We start from the raw sequence: 20,502 nt of genomic DNA, 5'->3' as shown, positions 1-20,502 counted from the left end.
TTTCGCATGAAGGCTTTGGCGGGCGGCTATGCCCGGGCAAGGGATGTTGCGCACGCTCTGGACCTGTTGGCCAAGGCTGACGGCATGGGGCGCGTGCTGGCGGGCGGTCAAAGCCTGATCGCGGCCATGAACATGCGCCTGAGCACCGGTGACATGCTGGTGGATATCTCGCGGATCGATGCCTTGCGCGGCGTGACGGTCGACGGTGAAAGCCTGCGAATCGGGGCGCTGACGCGTCATGCGGATATCGGCGCCGATCCCTTGGTGGCACGGCACGCGCCCTTGCTGGCGCAAGCGGTGCAGCACATTGCCCATGCTGCCATCCGCAATCGCGGCACGATCGGCGGATCGCTGGCCCATGCCGACCCGGCCGCCGAATTCCCCGCCTGCGTGCTGGCGCTGGGGGGCACGATCCATCTGCAAGGCCCGGAAGGGGCGCGCATGGTTGCGGCAGAGGATTTGTTCATCGATATCTTCGAGACCGCGATTGCCGAGGGCGAGATCCTGACGGCGATCACCCTGCCCCTTGCCGAGGCGGGCGAGCAGCATCTGCTGATCGAGACCGCGCGCCGGTCGGGCGATTACGCACTTGCAGGGCTTTGCCTTGTCAAACGCGCCGCAGGCTATCGGCTGTCGGCCTTCAGTGTCGGGCCTCGGCCTGTTCTGGCCGTCGCGGCGATGGAACGGCTGGATGCGGGCGATGTGGAGGGCGCGGTTGCCGCATTGCGCGCCGAGATCGACCCGACCGGCGACACCCAGGCCAGCGCCGCCTATCGCCGCCATCTGGCCGGTGTGCTGCTGCCCCGCGCCCTGCACCAGCTAGAGGGAGAGACCGCATGACCGAGGCGTTTCGCGACCGTATCGACATCGCCCTGACCGTGAACGGTGAACCGGTCGAGGCGCGCGTGCCCGCAGGCCGCCATCTTGTCGATTTCCTGCGTCTTGACCTGGGCCTGACCGGCGCCCATGCCGGATGCGAGCATGGCGTCTGCGGCGCCTGCACGATCCAAGTTGACGGGCAGGCCGTGCGCGGCTGCCTGATGCTGGCCGCCCAAGCCGACGGCGCCGAGGTCTGGACGCTGGAGGGGCTGACCGAACAGGGCGTGATCCGCGACCTGCAGGATGCCTTCGTGGCGCGCAATGCCCTGCAATGCGGGTATTGCACGCCCGGCATGCTGGCTTCGATCAAGGAACTGCTGGATATGGGCGGCGTGCCGGACCGCGCCACGATCCGCGAACATCTGTCAGGCAATTACTGCCGCTGCACGGGCTACGAGGCGATCATCGACGCGGTGGAAACCGTGGCGCAGGCACGCGCCGGAAAGGGGGCAGCATGACCATCTCCTTCGGCAACCCCGACCGCCCCAACAGCTATATCGGCAAGACCGTCCCCCGCCCCAATGCCCCGCGCCTGGTGCAGGGACGCGGCAAATACGTGGATGACATCGTGCTGCCGCGCATGGCGCATGTGGTCTTTGTCCGTAGCCCCCATGCCCATGCGCAGATCGGTGCCATCGACACGGCCGAGGCGTCAGGCGTCAAGGGTGTCTTGCGCATCTTCACAGGCGCCGAGATCGCTGCGGTCTGTACGCCCTGGGTGGCCGTTCTGGCGCATCTGAAGGGGCTGAAATCACCGCCGCAACATGCGGTTGCGGTGGATCGCACCTGCTGGGTGGGCGAACCCGTGGCGGCGGTGGTGGCGACCTCGCGCGCCGCAGCCGAGGAAGCGGCGGCCCTGGTCGAGGTCGATTATACCCCCCTGCCCGCGGTCACCGACATGATGACCGCGCTGGACGCGGATACCCCCGTGCTGCACCCCGAGATGGGCGACAACCTGGCCTTCCGCCGCCTGCACGAGGAAGGCGACGTTGAGGCGGCTTTCGCCCGCGCCCACAAGGTCGTCGAGGCGCGTTTCAAGACCGCGCGCCATACCGGCGTGACGCTGGAGCCGCGCTCGATCCTGGTGGACTGGAACCCCGCCGAGGGGCAGATGACCGCCTGGCACGCCACGCAGGCCCCGCACATGATGCAGACGGTCTTTGCCAAGCATCTGGACCTGCCCGAAGGCCGGGTGCGGGTGATCTGCGACGACGTGGGCGGGTCCTACGGGATCAAGGTGCATGTCTACCCCGACGAGGTGGCGACAGCGGCGATTGCCAAGATCATGGCGCGGCCCGTCAAGTTCGTGGCCGACCGGCTGGAAAGCTTCACCACCGACATTCACGCCCGCGACCACGAGATCGGCGCGCGTCTCGCGGTGGATGCGGATGGCAAGATACTGGCCTTCGATATCGACGACTGGACCGCGATCGGGGCCTATTCGGTCTATCCGCGCACATCCGCGATCGAGGGCAATCAGGTCGTGAACCTCTGCGGCGGGCCTTACGATTTCGCCAATTATCGCGCGCAGACATCGGTGGTGTTCCAGAACAAGACACCGACCTGCCAATATCGCGCGGTGGGCCATCCCATCGCCGTGGCGGTGACCGAAGGGTTGGTGGACATGGCCGCAGCCGCCATCGGCATGGACCCGGTCGAGATCCGGCGCCGCAATCTTTATGCCGATGACGCCTATCCGGTGACATCCCCCGCCAAGATGCGGTTCGAGGGGCTGTCGCATCATGCCAGCCTGAACAAGCTGCTGGAACTGATGGATTACGACGCCCTGCGCGCCGAACAGGCGGCGTTGCGCGAAAAGGGCATCCATCGTGGCATCGGGATCGCCAGTTTCATCGAACTGACCAACCCCTCGCCCTTCATGTATGGCATCGGCGGCGCGCGGATTTCGGCGCAGGATGGCTGCACCGTGCGGATGGACCCGGACGGGTCCATCGTGGCGCTGTCGGGGGTGACCGAACAGGGTCAGGGGACCGAGGCGATGCTGGCGCAGATCGTGGCCGAAGGCGTGGGGGTTGCCCCGTCGAAAGTGCGCGTGATCACCGGCGATACGCAGGTGACCCCCTATGGCGGCGGCACATGGGCCTCGCGCGGGGCGGGCATCGGCGGCGAGGCGGCCTTGCAATCGGCGCTGGCGCTGAAAGCCTCGATCCTCGAGGTGGCGGGCGCAATGCTGCAATCACCTGCTGACGCGCTGGATATCCGCGACGGTCAGGTGGTGGACAGCACGACCGGCGAGGCGCGCATGCCGCTGGAGGAGTTGGGCCGCATCGTCTATTTCCGGGGCGACACCCTGCCCAAGGGGCTGCCGCGCGAACTGGTGCAGACGCGCCATTTCATCACCTCGGACTACCCCTTTGCCTTCACCAACGGCGTGCAGGCCAGTTACCTTGAGGTTGATACCGGCACCGGCGAGGTCAAGCTGCTGAAACACTGGTGCGTCGAGGATTGCGGACGCATCATCAACCCGCAGCTGGTGGACGAACAGATCCGCGGCGGCATCGTGCAGGGCCTGGGCGGCGCTTTGTACGAGGAAATCCACTATGACGCGGATGGCCAGCTGCTGAACGGGTCGATGGCCGACTATCTTGTGCCGATGGCGGCCGAGATGCCGGACATGATCGTGGGCCACGTCGAAACACCGACGATGGAAAGCGCGCTTGGCGCCAAGGGCGCAGGCGAGGCCGGCACGGCTGGCGCCCCCGCCGCCGTGATGAACGCGATCAACGACGCGCTGCGCCCGATGGGCGCGCAGGTCACCGCCATGCCATTTACCCCGGAACGCATCCTGCGCGCGATGGGGCAGATCGAAGACTGACGCAACCGCGCACCGCAGAGGAGGCGGGGCGCAAACGGGAGGGAAAGACATGAAATTCTCGACACTTACGGCAGCAACGGCGCTGGCCGTCTTTGCAGGTGGCTGGGCTTCGGCGCAGCAGACCATCACGGTCAACATCGGATCCAGCCACCCCGAGGCGAATATCTGGGTCTATGCGATGAAGAACACCTTCCAACCCGAGGTGGATCGCATCCTGGCGGAAGGTGGCGCCTACAAGATTAACTGGTCCGAAGCCTATGGCGGCACGCTGTACAAGTTCACCGATACCCGCGAGGCGGTGATGGACGGGATCGTGGATGTAGGCATGGTCGGCACCGTCTGGGAAGGCGCGAACATGCCCTTGCAGAACGTGACCTATTTCACCCCCTTCGCCACGCCCGATCACAAGATGATCATCGAGATCTTCGACGAGCTGAGCGAGACCCTGCCCGAACTGCGCGACAGCTGGTCGGACAACAACATGGTGCACCTGTCCTCGCTGATCACCGACAGCTATGACATCTATGCGAACTTCCCGGTCAACAGCATGGCGGATCTGCAGAACCGCAAGCTGAACGCGCCGGGCACCTCGGCCAACTGGTTGCAGGGCACGGGGGCAACGCCCGTCGATGGCGCGCTGACCACCTATTACACCAATATCCAGACCGGCGTGACCGAAGGCGCGCTGTCATTCGCCTCGGGCATCCTGCCGACGCGCGTCTACGAGGTGGCCCCCGAGCTGACCCGCGTGGGCATCGGATCGATGTATTTCGGCGGGATCGCGGCCAACAAGGACTTCTTCGCAGGTCTGCCCGAACCCGTGCAGGCGGCGTTCCGTGATGCAGCCAAGGCCACCTCGGTGGCGCATGGCGACTATGTGCAGCAACTGGCCGACCGCGCCATGACCGAGATGCAGGCCGCCGGTCTGACCGTGCATGAACTGCCGGCCGACCAGAAGGCCGCATGGGTGGAAAACCTGCCCAATATCGTGGCACCATGGCTGGAACAGACAGGCGAGGCCGGCAAAACGGTGCTCAAGGCCTATTTCAGCGCCCTGCGCGAGCGCGGCGCGACGCCCTTGCGCAACTGGGACGAAGGTCTCTGACAGGCGCAGGCCAGAAATGAAAGCCACCCGTCCGGACAGGATCCGGGCGGGTGATCCATCGCCGGACCGAGGCACAGAAAGGCAAGACATGGCAACGCCCGAGCGGACAGACGAGGCAGCGGGCCCGCGCTTTTCGCAGGCCCCTGTCGGCGCGACACTGGGGCTTGCGGCAGCGCTTTTGTCCAGTATCGGCACGGTCGGGATCGGCGGGCTCATGCTGCTGGTCGTGGCCGATGTGATCGGCCGGAATTTCCTGAATGCCCCCATCACCGGCGTGTCCGAGATCGCCGCCCGTTCGGTGGTGGCCATCGTCTTCCTGCAAGTATCCCACGCCATTCTCCAAGGTCGCCTGACGCGGGCCGATTTCCTGATCCGGCGCATCGGCGCGGGCCTTCCGGGCGCGCGCCGCAGCCTCGAGGTGATCTTTGCCCTTGTCGGCGCCATCGTCTTTGCGCTGATCGTCTGGGCGTCATGGGGCAAGACCGCCAACAGCTGGACCACCGCCGAATTCTTCGGGGTGCAGGGCGTCTTCACGATCCCCACCTTTCCGTTCCGCGCCATCACGATCATCGGATCCGCGCTGGCCTGCCTGTGCTGCATCTACCGCGCCCTGAACCTGAACGATCAGCCTGAGAGCACCGAGACATGACCACGCTTGCCATCGGTTTCCTGCTCATCGCGCTGCTGGTGGGGCTTGTCCTGCTGGGCATGCAGATCGCCTATGCGCTGTTCGGCGTCGCCTTCCTTGGCATCTGGATCATCCGCGAGAATATCACCCTGGCCTTCCGCATGCTGGAACTGACCGCCTATAGCGGGATCGCGGATTACCTGTTCGCGACCATCCCGCTGTTCGTGCTGATGGGCTTGTTGGTCAGCGTGTCGAACGTGGGGCGCGATACCTTCGAGGTGGCCGAGGAATTGCTGCGGCGGATGCTTTGCGGTCTGGGCGTGGCGACCGTGGCCGCGAATACGGTCTTTGCCGCCGTGACCGGCGTGTCCATCGCATCGGCCGCAGTCTTCACGCAAGTGGCCGTCCCCGAGATGACGCGCCATGGCTACCGCCCGGCCTTTGCCGCAGGCACAGTGGCGGGCAGTTCGGTCCTGGGCATGATGATCCCGCCCAGCCTGCTGCTGATCATCTACGGTGTGCTGGCCGAAGTCTCCATCGGCGGCATGTTCATCGCGGGCATCGTGCCCGGCATGCTGATGGCCTTCGGCTTCGTGATCATGCTGATGCTGATGGCGCTGCTGGTGCCGCGCTTCGTCTTTACCGACCCCGAGGCCGCCCGCAGCCGTCGCCTTGACGAGGGCGGGCCGAAAATGCCGCTGCGCGTGATGCTGTCCAAGATGATACCCATCGTGGCCCTGGTGCTGCTGGTGCTGGGCGGGCTTTACAGCGGCTTTTTCACTCCGACCGAGGCGGGCGGCGTGGGCGCTTTCGGCGCGCTGATCATCGCACTGGCCCGGCGCAGCCTGACGCGGGCCAAGCTGTGGCAGGTGATGAAGCAGACGGGCACGATTTCCGTCTCGATCCTGCTGCTGCTGATCGCGGCCAGTTTCTATTCGCGGATGCTGTCGATCGCGGGCCTGCCTGCGGCGATTGCTGACCTCGTACAGTCGGGCGGCTTCACCCCCATGGGGTTCCTGCTGCTTTACGCGGTGATCATCCTGCTGATGGGCATGATCCTGGACAGCACATCAATCCTTCTGATCATGGTGCCGATCGCGGCCCCCATCGCGCAGAGCCTGGGGATCGACCTGATGCAGTTCGGGATCATCACCGTGATCGCGGTCGAGATCGGGTTGCTGACACCACCCTTCGGCATATCGGTCTTCACGGTGCACAACACGCTGGACCGCAGCGATGTGAAGGTCGAGCAGATCTTTGCCGCCACCCTGCCCTTCATCCTGGTGATGCTGGCCGTGCTGGTTCTTGTGGCCTTCGTGCCGGCAACGGCCACGGTCTTTCTCTAGGCCGCTGGTCCGAAAACCGCGTCATTCTGCGCCCTTGCCGTCCCGGACAGGGCCGCGATAAGCTGTTCGCGCGGTCGCACCTTTTTGTACTGACCCCGTTTTCCCATGTCCCGCGCACATGCTTTCCAACCGGCGGCCGCCTGGAAACCGTGAAAAGGGAAATACCATGAAACGCAACGTTCTGGGTCTGCTGTCCATGGCCTGCCTGACAATGGCGGGATGCGAGTCGATGACACGCGAGGAACAGATGGTCGTGGGCGGGCTGGCTGGCGCGGCTGCCGGGCTGGTGACGGCCAATGCCTTTGACGCCAATACCAACTGGAAGATCATCGCCGTAATGGCAGGCGCTGCGGCGGGCACCCTGGTGGCCCGCAACAACGCAACGGATCAATGCGCCTATGCCGTGGGCGATGGCACCTACCGGATCCTGCCCTGCCCGTAAGCCGCGGACGCGCCCGGCCCGCAAGGGGTGAGCGCAAGCCGTATCGGGCATCATGGCAGGTTGAAATGAATTCGGCAAAAGACCTGTCCTGGTCCGCGCGTCGGACCGTCCGGGGTCATGGAATGGACCCCGGATCAACACGCATGGCGCGCCATCATCCCCGCCATGAAGAAATAATCCGGCATAACCACTTGAAACACGAACTTCGATGTCCGCAGCCGCTTGCCATTGAAATTTGGTAAGCTAATATTACCAATGCGCTTTCTAGCGGCCACTCAGGTCATGCCATGACAGGGAGATGAGGGGCCCAAAGACAATCCCTGGCGCAAATGGGAGGATTATCATGACTCAAAAGACAAACATGAACCGCCGTTCATTCCTCAAGCGCACCGCGCTTGGTGGCGGCGCAGTGGCAGGCACGCTTGCCGCCCCGGCCGTCCTGGCCCAGGCGCCAATCGTGCTGAAGATGCAGACGTCCTGGGGCGCCGGCAACATCTGGCAGGAAATGGCGCAGGACTATGCCGACCGTGTCGAGCAGATGTCGGGTGGCCGCCTGAAGATCGACCTGCTGCCTGCGGGCGCGGTCGTCGGTGCGTTCCAGGTGCTGGACGCCGTGAACGATGGCGTTCTGGACGCGGCCCATTCGGTGCCGGTCTACTGGTACGGCAAGAACAAGGCCGCTTCGCTGTTCGGCACCGGCCCGGTGTTCGGCGGCTCGGCCACCACGATGCTGTCGTGGTTCTATGAAGGCGGCGGCAAGGAGCTTTATGACGAGCTGACCCGCGACATCATGGGCCTCGAAGTCGATGGCTACATGGGTTTCCCGATGTTCGCGCAGCCTTTCGGCTGGTTCAAGGGCGAGGTCAACACCGTCGCCGACCTGCAGGGCTTCAAGTACCGCACCGTGGGCCTGGCCGCAGACCTTCTGCAGTCGATGGGCATGGCCGTGGCACAGCTTCCGGGTGGCGAGATCGTCCCCGCGATGGAGCGTGGCGTGATCGACGCGTTCGAATTCAACAACCCCTCGTCGGACAAGGATTTCGGCGCCCATGACGTGGCGAAGAACTACTACCTGTCGTCCTACCACCAAGCGTCGGAAAGCTTTGAATTCCTGTTCAACAAGCTGACCATGGAAGACCTGCCGGACGATCTGCGCGCCATCGTGAAATACGGTGTCGAGGCCGTGTCGACCGCGAACACCGCCAAGGCGATGCGCCGCTACTCGGCCGACCTGAAGTGGCTGCAGGAAGAGGCCGGCGTCTCCGTGCGCCGCACCTCGAAAGAGATCCTGGCCGCCCAGATCGAAGCCTGGGACAAGCTGATCCCGGTTCTGGAAGAAGATCCCTTCATGAAGAAGTGCCTCGACAGCCAGCGCGCCTGGGTGGAGCAGGTCACCTACTACGAGATCATGAACGCGCCGGATTACGCACTGGCCTACGATCACTATTTCCCGGGCAAGCTCGCACTCTGAGACCTGACCGTTCGGAAATGAAAAGACCCCGGCGGCACGGTCGCCGGGGTCAACCATAACACATGCAAGAGGTGAGAGCGTGATCAGCTTCATCCGTTTTGCCGACAATCTGTCGGCCTGGTTCGGCAAGGCATTTGCCTGGCTGATCATCCTGATGGCAGCCGGCACCGGCTATGAGGTGTTCGTGCGCTACGTGCTGAACGACCCGACAGCCTGGGCGCTGGACGTGTCCTTCATCATGTACGGCACGCTCTTCATGATGGGCGGGGCCTATACATTGTCGCGCGGCGGCCATGTGCGGGGTGACTTCCTTTATCGTCTCTGGCAGCCCAAGACGCAGGCCAAGGTGGACCTTGTCCTCTACATCATATTCTTTTTCCCCGGCATTCTGGCCCTCGTCTTCGCAGGCTGGAAATATGCATCCCGCTCCTGGCAATATGCCGAAGTGTCGGTGAACAGCCCCGCCGGTGTTCCGATCTACCAGTTCAAGACCGTCCTCGTTGCCGCTGGTCTGCTGCTTCTGGTGCAGGGCGTGGCCCAGGTGATGCGCTGCATCCTGGCCATCCGCACCAATGAATGGCTCGCCGCCGACGAGGATGTGTTCGAGACAGAAGACCTCCTGATGCAAAAGGCCGCTGAGGCCGAGAAGGACGCGCATCCATGACCGATCCCCAAATCGCCCTGATGATGTTGGGGCTGTTCATCGTCTTTGTTTTCCTTGGCTTCCCGATCGCCTTCACGCTGATGGCCATGGGCATCGCATTCGGCTACTACGCCTATTTCGACGCTGACCGGATGTGGCGCTCGTTCAACCGGTTGACCGAAGATGCCGGCTGGTGGGACCAGACATCGCTCTGGATCGAAGGCTTCTTCAACAACCGGATTTTCGATCTCTTCGTGAACCAGACCTACACGGTGATGTCGAACGAGGTGCTGACGGCTGTGCCGCTGTTCCTGTTCATGGGCTATATCGTGGAACGCGCCAATATCGTGGACCGGCTGTTTTCCACGCTGAACATCGCCTCGCGCAACGTGCCCGGCTCGATGGGTGTGGCAGCCCTTGTAACCTGCGCACTGTTCGCGACGGCCACGGGGATCGTGGGCGCGGTGGTGACGCTGATGGGGCTTCTGGCCCTGCCCGCGATGCTCAAGGCGCGCTACAATCCCTCCTTCGCCTCAGGCATCATCTGCGCGGGCGGCACGCTGGGCATCCTGATCCCGCCCTCGATCATGCTGATCGTCTATGCGGCGGCATCGAACGTGTCGATCGTGCGGCTTTATGCGGCCGCACTTCTGCCGGGCCTGACGCTGGTGGGTCTCTACCTTGTCTATATCGTCGGCCGGTCGATCCTGCAGCCCTCTGTCGCGCCGAAACCCACCAAGGAAGACATCCCCGACGTGCCCTTCGGCAAGCTGATGGGGATGGTCCTGACGTCGTTCCTGCCGCTGGCCTTCCTGATCCTGGCCGTGCTGGGGTCGATCCTGATGGGTCTGGCCACCCCGACCGAGGCCGCCTCCATCGGCGCGCTGGGCGGCATCATGCTGGCCTTCATCTATCGTGCCATGACCTGGCAGCGGCTGCGCGAGTCCGTCTACCTGACGGTGCGCACCACGGCGATGGTCTGCTGGCTCTTCGTGGGGTCCTACACCTTCTCGGCCGTGTTCTCGTACCTCGGTGGCGAGCATATCATCTCGGAATTCGTCCAGAGCCTCAGCCTTGAGCCATGGCAGTTCCTGATCCTGGCGCAGCTGATCATCTTCCTGCTGGGCTGGCCGCTGGAATGGTCCGAGATCATCATCATCTTCGTGCCGATCTTCCTGCCCCTGCTGGCCTTCTTCAACATCGACCCGCTGTTCTTCGGCATTCTGGTCGCGTTGAACCTGCAGACCAGCTTCCTGACGCCACCCATGGCAATGTCGGCCTATTATCTCAAGGGGATCGCCCCGCCCGAGATCAAGCTGACGCAGATCTTCTCGGGGGTGATGCCCTTCCTGGTCTGCGTGATAATCTCGATGGGCATGATGTATGCCTTCCCGCAGATCGTCTTCTACCTCCCCGAGGCGATGTATGGGAAATAAGACCGCTCTGCTCTCGCTCGACCTGCTGGAACTGCGGGACAGGCTGGCATCTGGCGCGATATCTGCGCTCGATGTGACCGAGGCCTGTCTTGACCGGATCGCCGAGCGGGACGAGGCGGTTCAAGCCTGGGCCTGGATCGATCCCGATTTCGCCCGGGATCAGGCCCGGCGGCTTGACACACACCGCAAGGCGGGGCGCCCCCTGGGCGCCCTGCACGGGCTGCCCGTCGGGGTGAAGGACGTGATCGACACGGCCAAGGTGCCCACCGAAAACGGTTGCCCCCTGGATGCGGGCCGCGTGCCCTTGCAGGATGCTTTCGTGGTCGAACGGCTGAAACAGGCTGGCGCCGTGATCCTGGGCAAGACCGTCACGACGGAACTGGCCTTCATGCATGCGGGCAAGACACGCAACCCGCATCACCCCGACCATACGCCGGGCGGCTCATCCTCGGGCTCGGCCGCCGCCGTGGCCGACCTGCAGGTGCCGCTTGCCATTGGCACACAGACGGGTGGATCGGTGATCCGCCCCGCCTCCTACTGCGGGGTGACCGGGTTCAAACCCAGCTTCGGCGCGATCCCGCGGCGCGGCGTGCTGATGCAATCCCCTTCCCTGGATACGGTGGGCGTCTTTGCCCGCACTCCCCTTGATGCGGCCCTGTTGGCAGAGGTCCTGTTCGGCCATGATCCGCAGGACAGCGCCACCAGCCCCGCCCCCGTACCACGTCTTCTGGATGTGGCGCGCACCGATCCGCCGGTGAAACCGCTGTTCGCCCTGATCAAGCCGCCCGGCTGGGCCGAGGCCGATCCGCAATTGCACGAAGCCTTCGCGGAACTAACAGAGGCGCTTGGCGACCAGGTGTTCGAGGCCGAACTGCCGGCTGCCTTCAGCCAGGCCGCAGCACTGCGCGAACAGATCAATTTCGCCGAAATGGCGCGCTGCTACTATCGCTATGGGCGCGACGGGATGGACCTGCTGGGGCCACGCACCCGCGATGCAATGGACAAGGGCGCGCAGATCCTGGCCCGCGATTATCTGGCAGCCCTCGACTGGCGCGCGGTGTTCACCGCGGCGGTGGATGAGGTTTTCGAGCGTTGCGACGCGATACTCTGCCCCGCCGCCACCGGCCCCGCACCCAAGGGGCTGGAGTTCACGGGCAACGCGATCTTCAACGGGCTGTGGACCATGCTGGGCACACCGGCCATCACGATCCCCGCCTTCACGGCTGAAAACGGCCTGCCTATGGGTCTGCAGCTGGTCGGCCCATGCGGGCAGGATGCCCGGCTTCTGCGCAATGCACATTGGTTCACACGCTGGCTTGATGCCGCCAGCGCCTGACGAAAGGACACTTCGATGAACAAGCTTCTCGCCCTCTTCGCCTTTGCCGTATTCGCCGCGTTTCTGTTCATCCTGGCCTATCGGCTGGGCGAACTGGATCTCTGGGCCATCACGGTTCTGACGCTGGCGCTGGCCGGCTATGACTTCCTGACCTCGGCCCGCAAGAAGGACTGAGGCATGGCCCGCCCCGTTCTGTGGATCCCCCGCCGCCTGTCCGACGCGACGCTGGCGCGCGCAAGGCGCGACTATGACGTGATCGTCAAGGCCGAGGATACGCCCGGCACGGCGGACGAGATCGTGGCGATGAGCGCGCAGGTCGATGCCATGATCCCCTGCCATTCCGAACATTTCAGCGCCGATGTGGTGGCCCGCCTTGATCCGCGCCTCAAGATCGTTGCCAATCATTCGGTCGGCGTCGATCACTGCGATCTGGCGGCACTGTCCGGGCGTGGCATCGTGGTGACAAATACGCCGGATGTGCTGTCGGATGCCACGGCCGAGATCGCGATGCTGCTGATGCTGGGCGCGGCACGCCATGCGGTGACGGGGGACCGGATCGTGCGCAGTGGTGCCTGGGACAGTTGGTCGCCGTCCTTCATGGTCGGCACGCAGGTCACTGGCGCCACACTGGGGATCGTGGGCATGGGCCGCGTGGGGCGGGCCTTTGCCCGCAAGGCGCGCGGTTTCGACATGCAGATCCACTATCACAACCGCACCCGCCTTGATCCTTCAGAGGAACAGGGCGCGATCTGGCATGAAACGCTTGATACCCTTCTGCCCCAGGCGCAGTTCCTGTCACTGCATTGCCCCGCAACGCCTGCAACCCGCGATCTGCTGAACGCAAGGACGCTGGCGATGCTGCCCGCCGGGGCCATCGTGGTGAACACCGCGCGTGGCGCCCTTGTCGACGAGGCAGCCCTGATCGCAGCCCTGAACAGCGGGCATGTCGCGGCGGCTGGCCTTGATTGTTTCAAGGTGGAACCGGGCGGCAATCCGGCGCTGGCCCGGCATGAGAACGTCTTCATGCTGCCGCACATAGGGTCGGCCACGCGGGCCACGCGCGATGCCATGGGATACCGGGCGCTGGACAATCTTGATGCCTATTTCGTGGGTCGCGCCCCCGCCGATCGCGTGGCCTGAGCCGCCCGTCGACACGATCCTTCATCAGCGCACCAGGAATTCGGCATGCAAGGCGCCCGCGGCCTTGATGCTTTTGAGGATGTCGATCATGTCGCGCGGCGAGACGCCCAGCGCATTCAGCCCTGCCACAACCTCTGACAGCGAGGTGCCCGAAGGGATTTCGGCAAGGCCGATCCCCGGCTCTTCCTCGATCGCGACATCGGTCCGCGGCACCACGACCGTCTCGCCGGGCGAGAAGGGATTGGGCTGCACGACAAGCGGCGCCTCCTGGATCCGCAGGGTCAGATTACCCTGGGATACGGCGACCCGTGCGATCCTGACATCCTCGCCCATGACGATGGTTCCGGATCGCTGATCCACGACAACACGCGCCTTTCCCGCGGGCGCGACCACGATATTCTCGATCCGCCCCAGCGCATGGGCCGTCGAGGCCATGCGCGTCGCCCGGATATCAAGCTGCACGGTGCCCGAGTCCAGCATCACCGCGACACCCCGACCGAAATCGTCGTTGATCGCCTCTTCGATGCGGCCCGCCGTGGTGAAATCTGGCTCTCTCAAGGCCAGCCTGAGGGTGCCAAGACTTGACAGCTGGAAATCGATCTCACGCTCGACATTCGCGCCGGACGGGATCGAACCGGCTGTCGGCACCCCCTGTACGACGGCGGCCGCATCACCTTCGGCGGCGGCGCCGCCCGCGATGATCGTCCCCTGTGCCACGGCATAGATCTGTCCGTCGGCCGCCGTAAGGGGGGTCATGATCAGCGTGCCGCCAAGCAGGCTGGTCGCATCCCCGATCGCCGAGACCGTCACGTCGATCCGCCCCCCCGCGCGGGCGAAGGGTGGCAGGCTGGCCGTGACGAAGACCGCGGCGACATTGCGCGGGCGAAACTGCTCCCCGGCCATGTTGACCCCAAGCCGTTCCAGGATGTTCGCCATGATTTCTTCGGTGAAGGGCGCATTGCGGATGCCATCGCCGCTGCCGTTCAGGCCGACGACAAGCCCGTATCCCACCAGGTCATTGTTGCGCACACCGTCGAATTCCACGAGGTCCTTGATCCGGACCGAATTGGCCGACGCCGCGCCGACCGAAGACAGCAGCAGGACGATGGCAGCGATGGCGTGGATCAGCGGCGAAATCATCGCAGGAAATCCGAGAGCGTCAGACGCGACAGGCGTGCAGTGACGGCATAGAGGCTTTCAAGCTTCTGCTGGGCATCCGTCAGCCGGGTGGCCACATCGAAAGGATCCACACCCAGCAATGCGTTGCGCGCAATTTCCAGCGAAGAGACTTCGGCCTCCTGGCGGACCTTGCTGTCTTCGATCCGCGCCTCTGCAAACCCCAGATCGGCCCGCAGCCCGGTCAGATCGTCCTGCACCGCGATCATCCCTTCGGCCGACCTGCGCATCAGGTCGGCACGCACATCCGGACTCAGTGGCAGGCTTTGATCCGCCGCGATGGTGGCAAGCCCAACCTGCTTGAGAATTGTCCTGATCACCGGGGAACCTGCGGTCAGGTCAAGTTCGACGGTTTCGTGCGGCCCTAGATGAAAGGGCCCGAGGCCGCTGTGCGCCCCCATATAGGCAAGGCTTTGAAAGCCGCCAGACGCAGTGTCGAACCAGGCGTCCAGCGCGGCCTGCACACCTTCGGCCGTTGTCTGCCCCGCCGCGGCGGCAACCATCTCTGCGCGCAAGACCCCGGCCGAGACCAGTGGCGCGGTTGCGGTTGCATTGCCCGCGAAAAGGCTGCGCCCACCAATCTGCGTGTTCAATGCCGACACGATACTGTCCAGGCTGTCGACAGCTTCGCGCGCAACAGCGGCCGTCACGGGCGCGATCCCGCTGCCGTCACTTTCAATCAATCGTGTCGACAGACCCGATCCGATGTCCTGCACGCGCCCGAGTGCAGCCTGCATGCCTGCAGCAAGGGTCCCCGCCTCGGATGCGGAGGTCCTGTAGCCCTGCAGCCTGCCCAGATTGCGTTCGATATCCGCAAGATAGGAAAACGAGCCGGACAAGCGGGCCGCGACATCGGCCGTGCGCCCTGTCGCCACTTCCTCCGCGAGGCGCGAAATCTCTTGGCGGGTCGTGGCATTGTGGTGGCGCAGCATGAAGGATTGCGCCAAATCTCCCAATGATATCATGCTCATGATCAAATCCTCAGCAAACTGTCCAGCATGTCGTCAACCGCCTGGATGACACGAGCGTTGGCCGCATAGGCCTGTTCGATCAGCAAAAGGCGTTGCAATTGATCGTCGCTATCGACCCCGGCTTCGCGTTCGGCCGCCTGCAGCGCCATGGCCCGGATACTTGCGAAGCTTTGGCGTTGATCGATCATCTGCCGCGACGATCCGACATCCGAGATCACGCGCGCCGCCATGTCGGAAAGGGACTGCGGAACAGGATCAAGGACCGGCGAGCCGGGATTCCGCAACTCCTGCAGAGCGGTCAGCGCACGGTTCAGCAGACCCGCCTCGCCCGGCGGGCCGGGAAGTGCGGCCCCCAACCCGTCGCGCAGACGCCAGGAGTTGTCGCCCTGACGGGGGTCGATCACTGCATTGAGCCTGATCCGGCCAGCAAGGCCAGCTTCCAGCGCGGGATCCACGGCAGCACCCGCATCGGTGAAAAGTCCGGGGTCCATCGGCTGGAGGGTGGTATCGATGGCAGGATCGCCAAAGCGGGTGGCCAGATCACGCGCCATGGCATCGAGCTGGGCCTGCGCCCTGACGGCCAGATCGTCGCGGATGCGAAAGGCCGCGTCCAACCCGCCACCCGCCAAGGGCCCGAATTGCGGATCTGTCGACACCGGGACGCCATTGACGGTCAACCCGGACAGCAGCCCACCTGCCTGTGTCATCTGCGGCGCGACAAGATTGGCCGGTTCGAATCCGAGCCTGGCGGCCGGACCGTCAAGCAGCACCGCGCCGCCTGGCGTGAACAGGGCGATCGCCCCGCGATCGCGAGCAACCTCGATCACCGGCACGACAAGGGAAATCCGGTCGATGACGACCTGGCGCTCGTCCAGAAGAGGGGCCACGCCGACATCCTTCGATGCCAATGCCGTGATACGCTTGTTGAGTTCCGCAACCCGTTCCAGATCGGTATTCAGCGTCGTGACCTGGCGTGCGATATCCCCGTCGGCCGCGGTTCTGATCTGCTGCAGACCGGCCGAGATCTCCCGGAACTTGCCCGCAAGGCCATCGGCCAAGTTGACCGCCCGGTCCAGCCTTTCCGCCAGATCCGGACGGCTTGACGCCTCGATCAATGCGGTCTCGAAGGCGGTGACACGGGCGGTCAGGGAACCCGGGTCAAGCGGAGTGCCGAAAAGGGCTTCGACCCGATGCATGGCAGTTGCCATGCCCCCCTCGCGCGTCTGTTCCGCCGTGGCAAGGCGCCGGTCGGCCAAAAGGGCCGGATCGGACGCACGGGCGATCCCGTCGATCCTGACACCGCCGGTCGTTCCCTGTCGCGAGGAGGTGACAAGCGATCTTGTCGCGTATCCTTCGGTGGCCGCGTTGGCGATATTGGAGGCCACCACCTCGGCCGAGCGGGAAGCTGCGGTCAGACCGCTGAGGGCGTTCGACAGGGCGCCGGCAATGCTCATGTTCGTTCTCTCCACCAGATATGTGATCGGCTGCGCATCACCTCAGGCTCAGCGCTTGATGTTGGTGGTTTCCTGCAGCATTTCGTCCACCGTCTGGATGACCTTGGCGTTCGAGGAATAGGCACGCTGCGTCTGGATCATGTCGGTCAGTTCACCCGCGACATCGGTGGCGGATTCCTCTCGGGCGAAAGCGACCACGTCACCCGTCGGGCCGTCACCCGCATCCCACAGAAAGAAGGTCCCGCTCTCGGTGGAAGGCAGATAGGTCTGTTCGTCCAGGGCCACCATCCCGTTGGGATTGGGCATGTCGACCAGCGGGATCTGGAAGATGCGGCGCGTGATGCCGGTATCGAAGAAGGCATGGACGAAACCATTGGCATCCACCTCGACCGAGGTCATGTTACCCACCGGCGAGCCATCCTTGGAAATCGAGACCGGCGCAAAACTGTCCGAAAGCTGCGTGATCCCGTCCGAGGCGCCGATCCGGCCGATATTCACCTCGATCGGGCCGCCGGCCACGTTCACGATCAGGGATCCGGTCCCCGGATCATAGGAACCGCCCGAAAGGGTGGTGACGCCGCTGAGAGTGCCGCCGGCGATCCGCCCATCATCGAAATCTAGCGTATATTGGCCAACCACAGTACTGAACCGCGCCGGGTTTGCCGGAGGCTGATTGACGTTAGTTACGCGGCCACGGGTTCAGTTTCCAGAGCTGCGTAGAAGTTTGCTTCGGCTTCTGCGGGCGGGATGTTCCCGATAGGCTCGAGCAGGCGGCGGTTGTTGAACCAGTCGACCCATTCGAGTGTTGCGTATTCGACGGCCTCGAAGCTGCGCCACGGGCCGCGACGGTGGATGACCTCAGCTTTGAACAGGCCGTTGATCGTTTCGGCGAGGGCGTTGTCATAGCTGTCGCCGACGCTGCCCACAGAAGGTTCGATACCCGCCTCTGCCAGCCTTTCGGTGTATTTGATGGACAGGTATTGGCTGCCTCGGTCGCTGTGATGCACCAGCCCCATGCCTTTGACCGGGCGACGTTCGTGGACCGCCTGTTCTAATGCATCAAGGACGAAACCGGCGTGAGGGGAGGTGCTGACGCGCCAGCCAACGATCCTCCGAGCATAAGCATCGATCACGAAAGCCACATATGCGAACCCCTTCCAGGTTGCGACGTAGGTGAAATCACTGACCCACAGCATGTTCGGCGCGGGCACCCGGAACTGGCGGTTCACTTTGTCCAGCGGACAGGGCTGCTTTTTGTCGGGGATCGTCGTTCTGTGAGGCTTGCCTCGGATAATGCCCTGAATATCCATATCCTTCATCAACCTCGCGACCGTGCAGCGAGCGACAGTAAAGCCCTCGCGGCGCAGCTGGTGCCAGACCTTGCGCACGCCGTAGACGCTCCAGTTCTCCTCGAAGACACGCCGGATCTCTGGTCGCATCGTCTCGTCCCGGCGCGCGCGATCCGACCGCCGGGTTGGATCGGCCCTCTTGGCCAGATGATCATAATAGGTGGACGGGGCGATCAGCAGCACGTTGCAGATCGGCTCGACCCCGTGCGCATCACGATGCGCGTCGATGAAACCCACCATCACTTCGACCGGCGGTCGAGCTCCGCCAGCGCAAAATAAGCCGACGCCTTACGAAGTATCTCATTCGCCTGGCGCAGCTCACGGTTCTCGCGTTCCAACGCCTTCATGCGATCGGCCATCTCGCTGGAGACGCCCGGACGCTTGCCGCCATTGACCTCGGCCTTCTTGACCCAGTCGTTCAGGGTCTGGGGTGCGCAGCCGATCTTCGCCGCAATCGACATAATCGCCTGCCAACGCGATCCGTGCTGCCCCTCATTGTCGAAGACCAGTCGCACCGCGCGTTCACGCACTTCGGGGGAAAACTTGTTCGTTGTCTTGCTCATGATGCTCCATCCTACTCAGGAGTTGGAGCCTCCGGCAAACCCGGCGCGGTTCATACCGGGAGAGGCCGTATCCCTGATGGTCATGGTCCATTGGTTCGACGAACCGGCCGCCGGAATCGTCGGCTCATATTCGATCAGCAGGCTTTCCGAAGTCCCCAAGTTGCCAAAATACTCGACCGACAATTCGCGGCTGGTCCCGGATTCGGATGAGGCAGTTTCGGTCGCCGGCAGGTTCACACCGAGGTTCATCCGCGTCGTCGGATCGCCCGAAAACTGGTTCACGTTGATCTGGACCGGGCGAAGACCTGCGCTGGTGTCACGCGGAAAGGGGGGAATGCTGCCATCCGCAAGGGCCGGCCATCCCAGCAACACAAGGTTCAATTCCGTCCTGAGCAAGCCCTGTTCATCGGTGCGGAAGGACCCAGTGGTCGTCAGCAGCATCTGCTGGCCGTTGCCGATCGCCACCTCGGATGCTGCGGCCACGGGCAGAAAACCGCGCCCGCGCACGGCAAGATCGGTCGCATTGGCGGTCGAGACCAGCGATCCGCGCTGATCGATGAGGCGTTGTGACGTGACCCGCACGCCGCCAGCGGAATAGGTGCCCGTGCCGGAGGAAATCACCATGGAATGAAAATCGGCTTCGACCCGTTTGTAGCCATAGGTAGCCGAGTTCGCGATATTGTCGGAAATGGCCGCCAAACGGCTGGCGTTGACAGACAAGCCGGCCACACCGGCATTCAGGGAAGATGAGATTGTCATGGATACGCCTTTCTGCTGTACCGACCACGTTGCCCACAGCAATACAGGCATCGGTTTAACAGCAGGCTAACGCCTAAAATCCTCGACAATTGCCTCCCCCTGAGACGAATCTGCGGCGGGCAAGAGGGTCAGGCAGGCTTACGGGGACTGCATGAGCAGGATTACCTCGAGCCTGTTGTTGCGCGTATCCATGGGGTCCGCCACGACCTGCCGACGGTCTGCATGACCGGTGACACGCTGCAGTCGCGCAGGCACCATGCCTTGCTGCTGCAGCATTACGCGCATCCGGTCAGCCCGGCTGACCGACAGCTCCCAGTTGGTGTTCTTCGCAACGACGATTGGCTTGGCCGCAACATGCCCCTCGACCGCGACGGGGTTCAGCACCAGGGCAAAGGCCTGTTGGATCATGCGGGCAAGTTCGGTCAGCAGCGGGGTGGGCTGATCGGTTTGCGCATCGAACAGAAAGGCATCTGGCAGATCGAACAGTTCGACCACCAGCCCCTCATCGGTGACCCGCGTCACGACATGGCGCAGCGCGGCCTCTTCGATCGCGCTTTGCTCCCCCATGGCCAGCAGGTTTTCGGCAACCTGCTCCAGCATGGCACGCTCTGCATCCACCGAGGCCGCGCCCCGCGATCTGTCGCTTTCGGTGGGGCGCAGACTGGTCGCACCTGTTCCGACCCGCGGCAGCACCTCTTCTGAAAAGATGCTTTCCCCGCCGAAGGTGCCATCGCCGCCGCCGGATACACGGCTGACCGCCACGGTTGGCGCAAAGTAATCCGCCAAGCCCTTGCGCTGTTTCTCTGTTGTCGCGTTCAACAGCCACATCAACATGAAGAAGGCCATCATCGCCGTGACGAAATCGGCATAGGCAACCTTCCACGCCCCACCGTGGTGTCCGCCTGCGATGATCTTCTTCCGTTTGATGATGACTGGCGCCGCATTCGCTTGCGTGCCCATCTCCACCA

The 20,502-nt window shown here is 63.9% G+C and carries 18 protein-coding genes, 2 pseudogenes and 1 other annotated feature; of the genes and pseudogenes, 13 read left to right on the top strand and 7 right to left on the bottom strand.

Translation table 11 applies throughout. The features are described from left to right. Window positions 1-6 precede the first annotated feature (6 nt). From ACMUJL_RS16580 to ACMUJL_RS16520, 13 genes are all read left to right on the top strand, one after another. A complete protein-coding gene (locus ACMUJL_RS16580; protein ID WP_375572349.1) occupies window positions 7-840 on the top strand; it encodes an FAD binding domain-containing protein in 834 nt (277 codons plus the stop codon). Continuing rightward, on the top strand, window positions 837-1,337 hold the full coding sequence (locus tag ACMUJL_RS16575) for a (2Fe-2S)-binding protein (protein ID WP_375572351.1): 501 nt from the start codon (window positions 837-839) through the stop codon (window positions 1,335-1,337). Before ACMUJL_RS16580 ends, ACMUJL_RS16575 begins: the two co-directional genes overlap by 4 nt. Further along, window positions 1,334-3,715, top strand: a complete 2,382-nt coding sequence (locus ACMUJL_RS16570; protein ID WP_375572353.1) for a xanthine dehydrogenase family protein molybdopterin-binding subunit — start codon at window positions 1,334-1,336, stop codon at window positions 3,713-3,715. The genes ACMUJL_RS16575 and ACMUJL_RS16570 overlap by 4 nt, the downstream gene beginning before the upstream one ends. Window positions 3,716-3,764: 49 nt before the next feature. Beyond that, on the top strand, window positions 3,765-4,820 hold the full coding sequence (locus ACMUJL_RS16565) for a C4-dicarboxylate TRAP transporter substrate-binding protein (RefSeq protein ID WP_068292155.1): 1,056 nt from the start codon (window positions 3,765-3,767) through the stop codon (window positions 4,818-4,820). Window positions 4,821-4,908: 88 nt separating this feature from the next. Beyond that, complete coding sequence (locus tag ACMUJL_RS16560) at window positions 4,909-5,469, top strand: TRAP transporter small permease subunit (protein ID WP_375572355.1); 561 nt, start codon at window positions 4,909-4,911, stop codon at window positions 5,467-5,469. Continuing rightward, window positions 5,466-6,794, top strand: coding sequence for a TRAP transporter large permease (locus tag ACMUJL_RS16555; protein ID WP_068292163.1), 1,329 nt, complete (start codon window positions 5,466-5,468; stop codon window positions 6,792-6,794). Before ACMUJL_RS16560 ends, ACMUJL_RS16555 begins: the two co-directional genes overlap by 4 nt. 166 nt (window positions 6,795-6,960) lie before the next feature. Beyond that, window positions 6,961-7,236, top strand: coding sequence for a glycine zipper 2TM domain-containing protein (locus ACMUJL_RS16550; protein WP_068292166.1), 276 nt, complete (start codon window positions 6,961-6,963; stop codon window positions 7,234-7,236). A 361-nt stretch (window positions 7,237-7,597) separates the two neighbouring features. Continuing rightward, window positions 7,598-8,707: a TRAP transporter substrate-binding protein gene (locus ACMUJL_RS16545; protein ID WP_375572358.1), complete on the top strand. Its 1,110-nt coding sequence runs from the start codon at window positions 7,598-7,600 to the stop codon at window positions 8,705-8,707. A 79-nt stretch (window positions 8,708-8,786) separates the two neighbouring features. Further along, window positions 8,787-9,371 carry a TRAP transporter small permease subunit gene (locus tag ACMUJL_RS16540; protein WP_068292172.1) on the top strand — a complete coding sequence of 195 codons (585 nt, stop codon included), beginning with the start codon at window positions 8,787-8,789 and terminating at the stop codon, window positions 9,369-9,371. Then, window positions 9,368-10,786, top strand: coding sequence for a TRAP transporter large permease (locus ACMUJL_RS16535; protein WP_068292174.1), 1,419 nt, complete (start codon window positions 9,368-9,370; stop codon window positions 10,784-10,786). The genes ACMUJL_RS16540 and ACMUJL_RS16535 overlap by 4 nt, the downstream gene beginning before the upstream one ends. Continuing rightward, the gene (locus ACMUJL_RS16530) at window positions 10,776-12,122 is read left to right on the top strand and encodes an amidase (RefSeq protein WP_375572360.1); all 1,347 of its coding nucleotides are present in this window, start codon (window positions 10,776-10,778) and stop codon (window positions 12,120-12,122) included. Before ACMUJL_RS16535 ends, ACMUJL_RS16530 begins: the two co-directional genes overlap by 11 nt. A gap of 15 nt (window positions 12,123-12,137) precedes the next feature. Further along, window positions 12,138-12,296: a hypothetical protein gene (locus tag ACMUJL_RS16525; RefSeq protein WP_375572362.1), complete on the top strand. Its 159-nt coding sequence runs from the start codon at window positions 12,138-12,140 to the stop codon at window positions 12,294-12,296. Window positions 12,297-12,299: 3 nt separating this feature from the next. Next, window positions 12,300-13,262 carry a 2-hydroxyacid dehydrogenase gene (locus ACMUJL_RS16520; protein WP_375572364.1) on the top strand — a complete coding sequence of 321 codons (963 nt, stop codon included), beginning with the start codon at window positions 12,300-12,302 and terminating at the stop codon, window positions 13,260-13,262. Window positions 13,263-13,286: 24 nt separating this feature from the next. Here the strand turns inward: ACMUJL_RS16520 and ACMUJL_RS16515 are convergent, their stop codons facing one another. From ACMUJL_RS16515 to ACMUJL_RS16485, 7 genes and pseudogenes are all read right to left on the bottom strand, one after another. After that, the gene (locus ACMUJL_RS16515; RefSeq protein WP_375572366.1) at window positions 13,287-14,402 is read right to left on the bottom strand and encodes a flagellar basal body P-ring protein FlgI; all 1,116 of its coding nucleotides are present in this window, start codon (window positions 14,400-14,402) and stop codon (window positions 13,287-13,289) included. Further along, complete coding sequence (locus ACMUJL_RS16510; RefSeq protein WP_068292183.1) at window positions 14,399-15,409, bottom strand: flagellin; 1,011 nt, start codon at window positions 15,407-15,409, stop codon at window positions 14,399-14,401. The genes ACMUJL_RS16515 and ACMUJL_RS16510 overlap by 4 nt, the downstream gene beginning before the upstream one ends. Before the next feature lie 2 nt (window positions 15,410-15,411). Next, complete coding sequence (flgK, locus tag ACMUJL_RS16505) at window positions 15,412-16,863, bottom strand: flagellar hook-associated protein FlgK (RefSeq protein WP_375572368.1); 1,452 nt, start codon at window positions 16,861-16,863, stop codon at window positions 15,412-15,414. Between the two features lie 48 nt (window positions 16,864-16,911). Next, window positions 16,912-17,505, bottom strand: a pseudogene (locus ACMUJL_RS16500) (flagellar hook-basal body complex protein); the annotation flags it as partial. Between the two features lie 41 nt (window positions 17,506-17,546). Then, window positions 17,547-18,775, bottom strand: a protein-coding gene (locus ACMUJL_RS16495) for an IS3 family transposase (protein WP_375572370.1) whose coding sequence is annotated in 2 segments (ribosomal slippage) — window positions 17,547-18,487 and window positions 18,487-18,775 — 1,230 coding nt in all. Because the reading frame shifts where the segments join, the coding sequence is not laid out codon by codon here. Further along, window positions 18,378-18,494, bottom strand: a sequence feature (AL1L pseudoknot). Its footprint overlaps the gene before it by 117 nt. 54 nt (window positions 18,776-18,829) lie before the next feature. Beyond that, a pseudogene (locus ACMUJL_RS16490) lies at window positions 18,830-19,534 on the bottom strand (flagellar hook-basal body complex protein); the annotation flags it as partial. Between the two features lie 138 nt (window positions 19,535-19,672). Continuing rightward, window positions 19,673-20,494, bottom strand: coding sequence for a flagellar motor protein MotB (locus ACMUJL_RS16485; protein WP_375572372.1), 822 nt, complete (start codon window positions 20,492-20,494; stop codon window positions 19,673-19,675). Between the last annotated feature and the right edge of the window lie 8 nt (window positions 20,495-20,502).

Origin of the sequence: Seohaeicola sp. (assembly GCF_048006315.1) — a bacterium.
Taxonomy (GTDB): Bacteria; Pseudomonadota; Alphaproteobacteria; order Rhodobacterales; family Rhodobacteraceae; genus Seohaeicola.
This window is presented reverse-complemented; position numbering and strand designations above follow the sequence as displayed.